At 49.7% G+C, this 13,328-nt stretch carries 11 protein-coding genes; 10 read left to right on the forward strand and 1 reads right to left on the reverse strand.

The genetic code is table 11. The annotated features are described in order from the left end of the window. The first annotated feature begins 201 nt into the window (after positions 1–201). From RHM59_RS04510 to RHM59_RS04520, 3 genes are read left to right on the forward strand one after another with little or no spacing between them, the layout of a single operon-like run. A complete protein-coding gene (locus RHM59_RS04510) occupies positions 202–606 on the forward strand; it encodes a DUF6957 family protein (protein WP_322170304.1) in 405 nt (134 codons plus the stop codon). Then, positions 603–1,082: a DUF6957 family protein gene (locus tag RHM59_RS04515; RefSeq protein ID WP_322170301.1), complete on the forward strand. Its 480-nt coding sequence runs from the start codon at positions 603–605 to the stop codon at positions 1,080–1,082. The genes RHM59_RS04510 and RHM59_RS04515 overlap by 4 nt, the downstream gene beginning before the upstream one ends. Beyond that, positions 1,075–1,479 (forward strand): hypothetical protein, encoded by a 405-nt coding sequence (locus tag RHM59_RS04520; protein ID WP_322170299.1) that lies wholly within the window; start codon positions 1,075–1,077, stop codon positions 1,477–1,479. The genes RHM59_RS04515 and RHM59_RS04520 overlap by 8 nt, the downstream gene beginning before the upstream one ends. Before the next feature lie 284 nt (positions 1,480–1,763). Here the strand turns inward: RHM59_RS04520 and RHM59_RS04525 are convergent, their stop codons facing one another. Next, positions 1,764–2,396: a hypothetical protein gene (locus RHM59_RS04525; protein WP_322183866.1), complete on the reverse strand. Its 633-nt coding sequence runs from the start codon at positions 2,394–2,396 to the stop codon at positions 1,764–1,766. 355 nt (positions 2,397–2,751) lie between these two features. Between RHM59_RS04525 and pyp the strand changes: the two genes are divergently transcribed. The 7 genes from pyp to RHM59_RS04560 all read left to right on the forward strand — a co-directional run bounded on the left by pyp (position 2,752) and on the right by RHM59_RS04560 (position 13,120). Continuing rightward, entirely contained in the window at positions 2,752–3,129 is a 378-nt protein-coding gene (pyp, locus tag RHM59_RS04535) for a photoactive yellow protein (protein WP_322170296.1), read from the forward strand. A 36-nt stretch (positions 3,130–3,165) separates the two neighbouring features. Next, on the forward strand, positions 3,166–4,458 hold the full coding sequence (locus RHM59_RS04540) for an AMP-binding protein (protein WP_322286055.1): 1,293 nt from the start codon (positions 3,166–3,168) through the stop codon (positions 4,456–4,458). A gap of 690 nt (positions 4,459–5,148) precedes the next feature. Then, positions 5,149–5,748 carry a PAS domain-containing protein gene (locus tag RHM59_RS25335; RefSeq protein ID WP_416195076.1) on the forward strand — a complete coding sequence of 200 codons (600 nt, stop codon included), beginning with the start codon at positions 5,149–5,151 and terminating at the stop codon, positions 5,746–5,748. 147 nt (positions 5,749–5,895) lie between these two features. Further along, entirely contained in the window at positions 5,896–6,609 is a 714-nt protein-coding gene (locus RHM59_RS25340) for a methyl-accepting chemotaxis protein (RefSeq protein WP_407074082.1), read from the forward strand. A gap of 227 nt (positions 6,610–6,836) precedes the next feature. Further along, positions 6,837–8,384 (forward strand): methyl-accepting chemotaxis protein, encoded by a 1,548-nt coding sequence (locus tag RHM59_RS04550; RefSeq protein ID WP_416195077.1) that lies wholly within the window; start codon positions 6,837–6,839, stop codon positions 8,382–8,384. Positions 8,385–8,597: 213 nt separating this feature from the next. Then, entirely contained in the window at positions 8,598–12,065 is a 3,468-nt protein-coding gene (locus tag RHM59_RS04555; protein ID WP_322183872.1) for a PAS domain S-box protein, read from the forward strand. Further along, a complete protein-coding gene (locus RHM59_RS04560; protein ID WP_322183874.1) occupies positions 12,062–13,120 on the forward strand; it encodes an HD domain-containing phosphohydrolase in 1,059 nt (352 codons plus the stop codon). The genes RHM59_RS04555 and RHM59_RS04560 overlap by 4 nt, the downstream gene beginning before the upstream one ends. Positions 13,121–13,328: the final 208 nt, after the last annotated feature.

Here is a 13,328-nt window from a genome sequence, read left to right on the forward strand (position 1 = left end):
CTACTTAGATCCCGCTGTCGATTGCTCAAATAATTGACAACGATCAGGCGGGTGCCAACGACTCAGCGAATGGATCGGATGAGGTTGGATCGCAGTGTCGGGCACTTGCTGCTCAAAGCCTTGCAGCTAAACAAGCAAGCAGAAATGAGTTACAGCCGAGCGGGCGAATAACCTAAACGTATTAATTTTGAGAGTTACTTAATGTCTGACTCACTGAATGCCGTTGCCGGATTTCTTCATGGCAACGGCGAGCCACTTCTTGGCTTTGAGGGGGATGATGCCCAGGCTGAAGCCGAAGCGATTTTGAATTGTTCAGGCCGCCAGTATTGTGTGGTGCGTGAGTGGATAATCGCGCACGTTGAAGTGCCTGACGACTATCGTGCTTCGCTCTCTGCCGATGGTTTGGAACCGAATGTCATCTATGCTTTTAATGTTGTACTTCATAGTGCTGGCAAGCGGCGCGGGGGCGATTGGGTGCGCAGTACTTTTCAGCGTTCTAATAGCGAAGTGCACTTGTTTAAAACCAAGAATACGACCTACGTTTTGCTCGGCCCGGGGGTCAGGAAAAACGTCAGCGCCAAGACTATCCTGGCGATCCTCGAATGAACCCAGCCGCCGACGATAAGAAACAACTGCAATCTAAAATGCCGGTTTCGGATGATGAGTTACTGGGGGAGCTGCTCTTTGGGCCTGCATTGATGCGGCACGGTTCAGAGCTCAACGATGCAGAGCTCGCGCGCATTACATCTGAGACTTTTCCCGCACGGTCTTTTTGTATTGTAAGAATCTGGATGCTCATCGATGTTGAATTCACTCCACGCCTCGTCCGTCTGCTTGAAAAAGATGATTTGAGCCCAACAGTGCTTTATGCCAATTCGACTACCTACGCGGCCGATGCGCAGAGCGATACATCACATGGGGTTCTCTCGGGTTTTCAGAGAAAATACCAAGATTGTTTTTTCGAGACAGAAGACATGATTTATGTACTCGCGGGACGTGGGGCGCGGAAAAGCGCCGGCGTTCCCACTGTTTTTGCCTTGGCAGAAAAATGCGGTCGTGACTTCCGGAGGAACCATGACTAGCGATCTTCTGCCGATTCTGCGCGAACGCTATCCCTCGCTGCTGGGCGATCCAAATCTCTGTGAAATTGGATGTTTCCCAGGCTGGCTGACGCTTTTGGATGACCTGTGCGCAAAACTCAAAATTTATCTAGATGCGCATTCCGAAGTTCCAGCAATTACCGTAGTGCGGATCAAAGAAAAATGGGGCGAGCTGCGATTCATTTACCATGGCGGTGACGAGGTCTGCCGAGAAATGGTGAGGAGGGCGGTAGAGGCGTCGTTGACTGTCTGCGAGGTATGCAGTGCCACAGGAGAGTTGATTGGCGATCGTTGGTTTGGGGTTCGCTGTGCTGTCCATATCTCATGTTCACCTGTCCCTACCGCAGCGGAAACCAAGGAGGGCAGAGATGACGAATGATCGCACAGACGTGAGTGCGAACAGTCAATGTTGAACAGCGACATGCCGTGACGCAGGAGATGGAAGTGTTGACCCCATTGTCGATCTACCGCTAGAGGTTATGGTTGCTGCTAGTCTTAGTATCGGTGTGTTCGCATTCGACTTGACCAGCACACCGGAGTTAAGACCGGCAGAAAGCGACCCATAGCTGCCGATCAGATGAGGCAGAATTCGGGTCATTAGCAGACATCCTTTGCGAATGGCAATTCGATCACACCTACCACCTTACCAAACCCGTCGATCTTCTACAGACCGTAACATTCAAGTGTCGAGATTTTTCCTGGCGCACGTTTCGGATAGATGATGTCAAGCCAGCGAATAGCGGTGTCTGGGTCAAGCTGAACCTCCCTCATGTAAGGTAGTCGCGGGAAATCTACTGCGGCGGCGGCCAATGCTTCCTTCGCATATTGGAATTGACCTGCTACTCGGTACCGCTCTACCAGCGCGAGGGCCATACAAGCTTCGACCTGCAGTGGCACCTTGATTCCTGTGGGCTTGAAGCATTGACCGTAGTAGCCGTTCAGGTGCTTTAGGTGTTCAGAAGGTGGCCACTCTGTATCGGAACCCGCTATGGCCTGAGCAATCAGCGACTCCAGGCTAGGCTGGTTGAGAAGCTCGACATCACCCTTCTTCAGTGACGACTCACCTTGTTCGCAACCGAGGTAGTAATGCTTCAGGTAGATGAATGCCAAGAGAGCAATCTTCGGAGATTTTTTCAGTCCATGCTTGATTCTAATGCCAGCCTCTAATACCGGGCGCAAATTCTTCAATGGTTGATTGGGAAAGTCCGCCAAGGCTTGGCTAAGGAGTGTCACCAACCCTTCGAAGAATCGTGAGCAAGTTTCCGCCGCCAGGCCTGTGGGGGCATAGATCCACATAGAGGGATGCCATGTGATACCCAGCACGCTTGGATTCTGCACTGAACGCGGCGGCGGCGTCTTTCACAAGTGTGACGTGACAACCCATTTCCATGCCGTAGCGTCCAGTGGACTCAATGCAGGTAAGCGACCTAGCATTTCCCTCTCGCTGAGGCGACTCAGCCCCCCAATAATCTGATGATTGAAACCGCGCCGAGCACGACCAGTCTTGGCCGGGGACGCTAATCCTGAGCACATTCACAAATGACCAACTGCTTAAAACCGGAGTTGTACAACCCCTGTACATAAGATATTGTTTGTACAGATTTGTACGATTTTGAACAATGTCGCTGCAGTTAAGCAGCAGGAGTTACCCATGCAATTGATAAGCTTTGGATCTAATGACATCGAGAATACTCTCGCCAAGATGTCGGCTGGACAGCTCGACAAGGTTGCATTTGGCGCTATTCAGCTCGACGCATCCGGTAAAATCTTGCAGTACAACGCTGCGGAAGGGGACATTACCGGCCGCAAGCCGGGCGAAGTAATAGGTAAAAACTTTTTCCGTGATGTAGCACCTTGCACCAATCGACCCGAGTTCCAAGGCCGCTTTGCCGACGGCGTCAAGAATGGCAACCTCAATACGATGTTCGAATATGTCTTCGACTATCAAATGAAGCCCACCAAAGTAAAAGTGCACATGAAGAAGGCCTTAACCGGCGAAACCTATTGGGTTTTCGTCAAGCGTCTCTGACCCTTCTTTTACGTTAATCAGCCAGCAGGGATCATCTTGAACCGACTTGAACTGGATAAAGCCAGCATCCTGGCTGTCATAATCTCGCTACTGGCTGACGAGCTCAAAGCCCTGCGTCACCTATCTTCACACCAGACGGGTAGCGAGCGCTGGAGCGCGTCGACCCTGATAGGTGAAATGCAGGAAACATCCAGGCTCGACCAAGACGAGATAGCAATCGGCGCCGACTCACTGGAGCTCCTGAGTCTAGCGACGTGTGTCGCAATGTTCTTCAACATCTATGAGAGTGGTCTTGAAGACTATCTGCTGCGCTTTAAGACCCTAGGGGAGTGGGCAGATTTGGTTGCAACTGCCCGCCGTCGAGGAACTGAGAACGTTACGTTTGCTACGTCCGGAAGCACGGGTACACCTAAGCAATGCTTGCAGCAGTGGGATGCCCTAGTCACGGAGACATCTTTTTTTGCTGAGTACTTTGGCTCCAGCTCTAACCTGCCGACGCAACGAATCATCGCACTCAGTCCATGCCACCATATTTATGGCTTTATTTTCAGCATACTGTTGCCGCTACAGCTGCAATTACCAGCCGTAATACGCGCGCCGAAAGCACTCGCGATGATCCACCAGCGCAAACTGCGGGCAGGCGACTTGATGATTGGTTTTCCGTTTATCTGGCGACAACTAAGTCGTCAGGGCACCAGCTTTCCGGCGGGGACTAAAGCCATCACCTCTACTGGCCCATGCGACCCTACGATAATTCGCGAGTTGCAAAATCAAGGCATTGATTGCATGGTCGAGGTATATGGCTCAAGTGAGACAGCTGGAATTGGTGTTCGAAGCAATCCCGACTCACCCTTCCAATTACTTCCTCGATGGCAACGCGGTAATAATGCCACCACCTTGGCAGAGTGTGAAACTGGCACTGAATATGAATTGGACGATGAACTGAAGTGGCTGGGTCAGACACATTTTCTGCCTGAAGGTCGCCGCGATGAGTGTGTACAGGTGGGTGGGATCAATGTGTTTCCGTCCCGCATTACCGAGCGTTTGCAGAGTCTCCCCGAGGTTGCGGCTGCGGCTGTTCGGCTTATGTCTGCGCTCGAAGGTGAACGCCTGAAAGCCTTCATCGTGCCTGTCGAAGGTTATGTTGACCATGAGGCTCTAGAGGCGTTCCTACATGCCTGGTGCATACGTAATCTCATGGCAGTTGAACGCCCTAAAGCGTTCACTTTTGGCCTGACGCTGCCACATAACCTAATGGGTAAACAAAGCGACTGGCCGATAAAGGCGGGTATTTCGGCTGAAGCTTTACTCATGGAAATGATAGAGTGAAAAGCTATTTTTGAATTATTAACAGAACTTGTAGAGGCAACTGAAGACAGTTTACCTTTAGACAAGTGGCCGCTTTGTGCAGTCTTGATTTATGTTGATAAAAATCTGAATACTTTTAAAAGCGGTCTGAGCAACATGCCGACTGCAATGGTCACTCTAGTCCGGCCAAGAAAACCGGTTGGCCTATTACCTGAAGTTGAAGCTCATTGTATTTAGGCTCGTACTTGTTAGTGACCTACGGATTGCGCGGCGCCGACTTCTTCGGCATGAAGGCTTTCTGTTTTCTTTCGCAATACTATTTCAAAATTCACTCGGATGAATGGTATCTATATACATATATACTCCTAAGAGCATTGCGCAGAGTTTTATTCCTATGACATTATCCGAATCAGAAAATAGAGGTATTTAGGATATGATTCTAGTTCGGCAGTGTTCTTAATAGACAAGGGAGTAATATTGGCGTCAGTTTAAGGGCGCCAATTCTAGACTTATTTAAGGTCGGAAACTCACTTATCCAAATGGAGACATAGTTAATTGGTCTTATATCGTGGTGCCACCCGTTGTGAACTCTAATATTTACAGGACTATTTATGCGCCAAAACCTCCCTGTGACGGGACGTAATCTGGAACTGTCCCGGGACGACCGATCCTGAAGGCCATATCTCATACGTTAACCATGACTTCATCAATATCAGTGGTTTCACCGAAGCGGAGCTATTGGGACAATCACATAACATCGTAAGACACCCGGACATGCCCCCTGCCGCTTTTACGCACATGTGGGCTACGCTGAAAGCAGGTCGCTCATGGATGGGTTTAGTGAAAAACCGTTGCAAAAACGGTGACCATTACTGGGTCAGCGCCTTTGTCACACCTATCAGCAAGAATGGTAAAGTTGTTGAATGCCAGTCCATAAGAACCAAGCCAAAACCTGCGCAGATTCTGGCTGCGAAAAAGTTATACGCGCATTTGAGAGAGGGTAAATCACTACCAGGAAAGTGGTCGCCGGGTCTTGGGATTAAATTGGCTTTGCTTGTTTGGATGGGCAATCTGGTCAGCGTGGCAGTGGCAAATTTTATGATGCCTATGACTTTCAGCGGCACGATGCTTGCGATGCTCTTAGCTGGCGGCTTGAGCTCAGTCGCTATCGTGGCCTTGTTGTCTCCTCTGAATCGCCTCACTCTAAGGGCCCTGGCTATTGCAGATAATCCCCTTAGCCAGTTGCTCTACACAGGACGTAGCGATGAGTTCGGCCAAATAGACTTCGCCTTACACATGATGGAGTCTTAAACAGGATCTATTATTGGACGCATTGGCGATGCGTCCAATCGACTGGGGGAGCACGCCAACCGGCTTCTTAGTGAGATCGAGATAAGCAACTTATTGACCGCCGAGCAACACGCAGAGACAGACCAAATTGCGACGGCTGTTAATCAGATGGCTGCTAGTATTCAGGAAGTGGCCGCCAACGCTCAACATGCTGCCGATAGAGCGGGAAGGGCTTACAGCGAAACCTCGTCGGGACAACGCTTGGTTGCTCATACCAGTCAGTCTATTACCGAACTGGAAGGTGAGATTCAGCAGGCCGCACAAGTTATTCATGAGCTTGAGGGTCAAAGCAATGAAATCTCGAAGGTGTTGGACGTAATTCGCAGTATTGCCGATCAGACCAACTTACTAGCCCTGAATGCTGCGATTGAGGCTGCTCGCGCCGGAGAGCAGGGGCGAGGGTTTGCCGTGGTGGCGGATGAAGTACGCAACCTTGCGGCCCGTACTCAGCAGTCAACGACAGATATCCAAGGCATGATCAGCGCTTTGCAAGAAAGGGCCCGCGCTGCCGTGACTGTGATGGAGCAGAGCAGCCAGCAAGCACACTCCAGTGTCAGTCATGCCCAAGACGCCGCCACCGCACTTAACGGTATCGGGAAGCGAGTAAATGAAATCACCGATATGAATGCGCAGATAGCGGCAGCTGTCGAGCAGCAAGGCGGGGTTAGTGAGGACATTAACCGCAGTATCAACAGCATTCGAGATACCGCTAATGCTAACGTCCAGACAGTACTGAGCAATTTCGAAAGCGCAGCAGCTGTTGCACAGTTATCTTCGACAATGAGCGAACTGGCCAAACAGTTTTGGGAGAAACGTCATTGATTCTATTCAGTCAATATCGCTGCGGTCGTCGATAACGTTAGCTCGAGGAGGGAAGGTCTAAATCCGCAGGTGCTAATCTAATCAATACATACTGACCAACTATGGCACATTGAGCGCCATTCACCGCAGTGTAATGTTTCAAGAATTATGATATGAAAATACGTAACGTAAGACTAGCCGCGAGAGCCCTTCTCAGTTTCGGCGTTATTTGTTCTATCTTGATCGCACTGGCCGTAACTGTTCTCTCTAAGCTTAACGACGTGCACAAGTCTGCGTCCCAGCTGCAGACCGATTGGCTTCCCAGTGTTTTACAGGCTGGAAAAATAGAAACGGCAGCACTGCTTTACCGCGTGGATAGTAGGCGCTACGTGATGGACGATGACAGATTGAGCGAAGGCTCTCTGCAAAAAATTGATCTCACGAAGCGCGCATTAACCCAAACGGCTGAAGCGTATACACATTTGGTTTCTAGTGTTGCCGAACAAGAATTATTCAATCAAGTGAAGGTAAATGTAGTCGCGTATCAAGCCAAGGTCGACGAACTTGTACAACTAAGCAAAATAGCGTCATATCCAGAGATGGCAGCTTTTGTCAAAAATACTACCAAACCTCAAGCTGTCGCATTGCAAGCCTCTATTGAGGAATTGATTGCTCTCAATGAGAAAGGTGCTGAGCAGTCAGGCAAAATTGCTGACGACAGCTTCAAAAGTGGATTGATGATTACCATTGTCCTGAGCGTCCTCGCTATTTTTTTCACCATCGTAGTTGCGGTCGTGTTTACTCGAAGTATCAGCCAACCGATCTTGGCACTGCTGCTCAGCACTCGCAAAATAGCTAACGGCGACTTGCGCACTCCCGTGGAGGTTGATGGTGCCGACGAGATAACTGACCTACAAAACGCAACCGCAGCGATGCGTTTAAGTCTCAAGAATACGATCCAACATATCTCTGAATCCTCCAGCCAATTGGCTTCAGCCGCCGAACAGATGAGCGCGATTACCAACGAGTCGAACGTTGGAATACAACGCCAAAGCCTGGAAACCGACCAGGCTGCTACAGCGGTCAATGAGATGACTGCTGCCGTCGAGGAAGTCGCACGCAACGCTGTCTCGGCCTCCAAATCCACCCAAGCCTCCGAACGTTCTGCCCATACTGGCCAGGAGCGTGTCGGCCGGACGATTGCTTCGCTTCAAAAGCTAAGTAGCACCGTTGGGCAGACCGGCGTGGAAGTCGAAGGTTTGGCAAATCAAACACAGAACATCGCTAAGGTTCTTGATGTGATTCGCTCAATTGCCGAGCAGACTAACCTCTTGGCTTTGAACGCTGCCATCGAAGCGGCACGTGCGGGAGAGCAGGGACGTGGATTCGCAGTGGTCGCCGATGAAGTCAGGGCGCTGGCGCACCGTACCCAGTCATCGACCCAAGAAATAGAGCAGATGATCCAAAGTATCCAGAAAGATTCCTCTACGGCCGTACAGTCAATGAAGCAAAGCAGCGAAGAAGCTGAGTCGACCCTGCTGATCGCCCGTGAGGCGGGGGTTGCGATTGAGCAAATAGCGGTCGCTATCTCCGAAATCAATGATCGAAATCTGATGATTGCTGCTGCTTCTGAGCAGCAAGCGCAGGTCGCTCGATCCGTAGATGAGAACCTTATCAGTATTCGAGACTTATCCATACAAAGCTCGTCTGCCGCCAGTCAAACATCAGCGGCCAGCTATGAACTTTCCTTACTTGCCGTTGACCTGAATCGATTGGTGGCAAGTTTTTCGGTGTAGACCTGGTTACGAGGGCCTACCACTGATTGTTCTGATTCGAACTTGGGCACCGCGATGTCTATTTCCAGATTGACCAACGCGGCATGCAGGCTTTTGAAATCACGAGAAACTCGGCATTGAAGCCGTGATTTTGCACTCCGTCTGAACGAAAAATCAAGAGAGCCGACTGGCTCACGATAATTTAAGACTGTTATTACCATGACGGATTTCAGCATGAAGAAGGGTAATCAGCCACCATTGTTGGGCGTCTATACATTAGGCACGTTTTTACTGAGTTTGGCGCCCCTCGCTGAGGAATTAAACGCTCAAGGCTCCACGCTCATAACCTGCACTGATGTTGAGTGCCTACCCTTATTGAGAAATAGCGATTGCCTGCTGTCCGAGCTGACTTGGCTTGAATCACTTGAAGATTTGCAACACACATTGCTATTGGACAAAACGCGTAACTGTAATGAGTGGATCGTGATCACCGATGATCACAGCACCGTAGTGCAACAACGCTATTGGATTGGCATGGGCGCCCACCATTTAATACATCAGCGTAGTTCGCTTGAGCAATTGATCGGCCGCCTCAACCTCAATCAGCCAGAAAAATCTGCACTGCCAAAGATATTACTTCTATCTGATGATGTGCATGCTGATCTGCTCGTCGATGCATTAAATGAAGAGGGTCTAGAGATCATTTTAAATCGCGAGGTAGATCATGCGCTGCAAACCCTAGGGCAGGTGCGACCGGACGTTCTTATTATTGATCTGACCGATGCATGCTCCCATGTGTTGGAGATAGCGGAGATCGCAAAACAATGGCCGGAAACTGATGACTTACCGGTAATTGCGTTGTTCAGTGAGGACTGCATATTCCAACTTCGTCAGGCCAAAGCGCTCGTTCTACTCGACTGGCATGCTAAGCAGATTGCCCCCGGACTGCTAGCCGACATTGCCAAACAACGCGCAGGGGCAGCGCAAAATCGTAGGAGGAGTCATCAAACATGTGTTAAGGACGCCGAGAGGGCCCGAGCGCGCTTGAAAAACTTTCGCCACGCGATCGACCAACACTCGACTGTCAGTTTGGCTGACACCCAAGGGCGCATTCTTCATGTAAGCCATAGTTTTTGTGAAATAAGCGGTTATAGCCGCGCAGAACTTATTGGGAAAACTCATCGCATTGTAAAGTCGGGTATACACCCTCACGAGTTTTACCAGGATATGTGGATGACTATTCGCTGCGGTAAAATCTGGCATGGCGAAGTCTGTAACCGACGTAAGGACGGGCAACTGTATTGGGTTGAGACCACCATCGTACCGTTCCTCAACGAGCAGGGGAAACCCATACAGTACATTTCCATACGCACTGACATGACTCAGCACAAAGCGAATGAGACGGCCCTCCGAGTCAGCCATGAATGTCTTCAGCGCAGCCAGATTGCGGGTCGAGTCGGCACATGGGAGTTTGACATGAGGTCGCGCGCCTTCCAGCTATCCTCTTCGATGATAGGTCTGTTTGGGCGCACAGAGGAATTTGCAGAAGTCAGCTACGAAACATTTTTGAGCCTTATTCATACGGATGATCTTCCGCATGTACTCAACAGTATTAATCGCATGCTTTCGAATATCGACACATACGAAGTCGAGCATCGAGCGATTTGGCCTGATGGGTCGTGGCACTGGTTACTTCAGCGTGGAGAGGCGGAGTTCGATGCCAATGGGCGAGCAATTCGGCTTTTTGGCGTCACTCAGGATATACATGCATTAAAAATCGTAGAGCAGACCCTTCAGGAGAGCGAATTGCGCTTTCGCAGCGCCTTCGACTCCTCTGGCATAGGCATGGCATTGATCGGTTTGGATGGCCGCTGGTTGCAGTTAAATCAAACGCTCTGTGCGATGTTTGATTTTAGCAACGATGAGTTGTTGAAAAGCTTCCCTCAAGCAATTATCCACCCTGATGATTTAAACCATTATCAAGAGGTTCTTAATCGTTTTATTTGTAATGACTGTGTGCCTCAACAATTTGAGAATCGGTACTTCACCAAGGGCGGACGGACGGTCATCGCCGAGCTTAATATTTCTTTGGTTCGCAATGCCGATCAGCAGCCGCTGCATTTTGTTTGCCAAGTTCAAGACATTACCCAGCGCAAAGCAGCAGAGCACCGACTTACCCTATTCGGGCAGATTTTTGAGTCTAGCGAGCAGTGCATCGGCATTTTCGATGATAGGTGTCATATGTTCTATCAAAACCGAGCGCTACGTATCGAGTTAGGATACGAAGATGTTGATCTCCTTGGGCAAAATTTCAAGAATTTCATCGTCGACAAAGAGTCGCCGTCGTCAAAAAAATTGCTGAGAAGCATTTCAGAAGGACGCAATTGGCAAGGACAGTTACCTCTTAGACGAAAAAATGGTTCTGAATTCATCTCTAATAGTTGTGTAGGTCTTGTTAAGGATGAACAAGGTCAGTTCCAGTACGGATTTAATATTTTTACTGACTTTAGCGAAGAAATTGCACGCCATAGAGAACTTGGCCAAGCCAAGGTGGCTGCCAATGCAGCTAATCAGGCTAAAACTGATTTTCTATCGAGCATGAGTCATGAATTGCGTACGCCGATGAATGCTATTCTCGGCTTCGCCCAAATGCTTGAGTGCGACGATAGTCTGGGTGCCGATCAACTTGATAGCGTCCGGGAGATTCTCAACGGCGGTGATCATCTGTTGGCGTTGATCAATGAAATTTTAGACTTAGCCAAAATTGAATCCAGCAGCCTCACCCTGTCTATAGAGCCTGTAGCACTTCACTGTATTGTGGCTGAGTGTTGGAGCCTTATTCAGCCTTTAGCAGATGCTCGCGACCTATCGACCCATTTTTTCATTTCCGAGGAAATCATTGTAAAAGCTGATCGCATGCGCTTGAAACAAGTGCTACTGAACTTGCTCTCAAATGCAGTGAAATACAATCGAGTTGGTGGTCAGATAACGCTAAAAGCGACCCCTTGCGATGTGGGCATGTTGCGTATTGAAGTCTCTGACACTGGGATGGGGATTCCCGCAACTCGTATCGATGAGTTATTTCAGCCATTCAGTCGACTTGATGCGGAATACAGCGAAATAGAAGGGACTGGCATTGGCTTGAGCATTGCCAAACGTCTGGTGAAACTCATGGGGGGTAGCATTGGCGTCAATAGCATTGAAGGTCAGGGCAGTACGTTCTGGCTTGAACTATATGCTGACGAAGCACTCACTCAAAGCACCACCATTGAGCCTGACTGCATCCGCATTCGGCAGGCTGGCAACAACTTTGCAGCTCAGCGCGTGCTGTGCGTGGACGACAATCCGATCAATCTGAAACTGATCAGCACGTATTTTAAAAAGCACCCTCATATTCAAGTCCTCACTGCTAGCTCCCCGGCGCAGGGACTCGAAATTGCCCTCACCCAGACACCCGATCTGATTTTGCTCGACATCAACATGCCGGAAATGGACGGCTACCAATTACTAGCCATTCTTCAGTCAGATCCCCGCACTCGCGTAGTGCCAGTCATTGCCGTCACGGCCAATGCCATGCCATCTGATGTTGAGCGAGCACAGCAAGCCGGATTCGATAGTTATCTAACCAAGCCGATAAACTTTCATCAGTTACTTGAAATATTGAACCGGCACCTTAATCTGGGCGTCGAGGAGTTGGCATGAGTCACCCACCTGTTATGCAGGCCCGTATATTTGCCGTAGACGACGAACCCAGTAATCTTAAGCTACTGGAAAAAATGCTCGTCCGTCAGGGCTATCCAGCCCCTGTCCTAATCCAAGACTCCCGGCAGGTTATTGCGCATTACCTAGAGGCACGTCCAGACCTCATTTTGCTTGATATCAACATGCCGTATCTTGACGGGTACAAGGTGTTGGAGCAGTTACAGGCACTGGATGACCCACTGCTGCCTCCTGTGATCATCCTGACCGCACAGAATGGTAAGGATGAGCTGTTGAAAGCGCTTGCTGCGGGCGCCCGCGACTTCGTCAGCAAACCATTCTCCCGTGTAGAGTTCTTGATGCGGGTGCGAAATTTGCTAGATGCGCAAATAGCTCATCGGCTTTTGCACGACAACCACACGCTATTAGAGCAATTGGTTCAGACGCGGACGCAGGAACTCAATAATGCTCGAATTCAGGCTGTGCAGTGTTTGGGACGTGCTGCCGAGTATAGAGACAACGAAACAGGTTTTCATATTCTGCGCATGAGTCAGTACAGCGCCTTGCTAGCTAAATATTTAGGCTGTTCTGACAAACAATGCGAGCTTTTGCAATACGCTAGCCAGATGCACGATATTGGAAAAATTGGTATTCCTGACCGAATTTTGCTCAAACCTGGAAATTTCAATGACGATGAATGGGAGATTATGAAAACCCATTCGCGTATCGGCGCGAAAATTCTTGAGCAAGGCGACGCTCCACTCATTTGTATGGCTCGCAGCATTGCGCTGACACATCATGAGAAGTGGGATGGCAGTGGCTATCCACAGGGGTTGTCGAGAGCCGCAATACCTCTGGAGGGGCGTATTGTTGCGGTTGCGGATGTATTCGATGCGCTGACTTCAAACCGCCCCTATAAAGTGGCCTGGTCAATCGATGATGCTGTCCAACATATAAATGACGGGGCTGGCGTACACTTTGACCCTGCTGTTGTGGCCATTTTCTTGGAGCATCTGGACGAAATACTTAAAATTCGTGATCGATATATGGAGTTATAAATCGACGTGTCGGCGTTTTTCAAAATACCTTGCTTAGCGTCCAACCGGGCCTTTTGTCCTTTTGCCGCCAGCACGACTCGGTAAGCTTGGGGACGTCCGGCTCTAGTTTTTTAAAGATACGCAAATCGCAGGTTTTTATCGTCCACGTTGCGGAAATTCGGTTTCCCTTTTCGCACAAGATTGGCGTGGATGCGGTGGCCCACGCGAC

The sequence above is a fragment of the Pseudomonas sp. MH10 genome (assembly GCF_034353045.1).
In the GTDB taxonomy this organism is placed as follows: Bacteria; Pseudomonadota; Gammaproteobacteria; order Pseudomonadales; family Pseudomonadaceae; genus Aquipseudomonas.

Coding starts and splice junctions, on each gene's coding strand:
- RHM59_RS25340 (WP_407074082.1), top strand. CDS start 5,896: ATGGCTGCTAGTATTCAGGAAGTGGCCGCCAACGCTCAACATGCTGCC.
- RHM59_RS04510 (WP_322170304.1), top strand. CDS start 202: ATGTCTGACTCACTGAATGCCGTTGCCGGATTTCTTCATGGCAACGGC.
- RHM59_RS04520 (WP_322170299.1), top strand. CDS start 1,075: ATGACTAGCGATCTTCTGCCGATTCTGCGCGAACGCTATCCCTCGCTG.
- RHM59_RS04560 (WP_322183874.1), top strand. CDS start 12,062: ATGAGTCACCCACCTGTTATGCAGGCCCGTATATTTGCCGTAGACGAC.
- RHM59_RS04555 (WP_322183872.1), top strand. CDS start 8,598: ATGAAGAAGGGTAATCAGCCACCATTGTTGGGCGTCTATACATTAGGC.
- pyp (WP_322170296.1), top strand. CDS start 2,752: ATGCAATTGATAAGCTTTGGATCTAATGACATCGAGAATACTCTCGCC.
- RHM59_RS04525 (WP_322183866.1), bottom strand. CDS start 2,396: ATGTGGATCTATGCCCCCACAGGCCTGGCGGCGGAAACTTGCTCACGA.
- RHM59_RS04515 (WP_322170301.1), top strand. CDS start 603: ATGAACCCAGCCGCCGACGATAAGAAACAACTGCAATCTAAAATGCCG.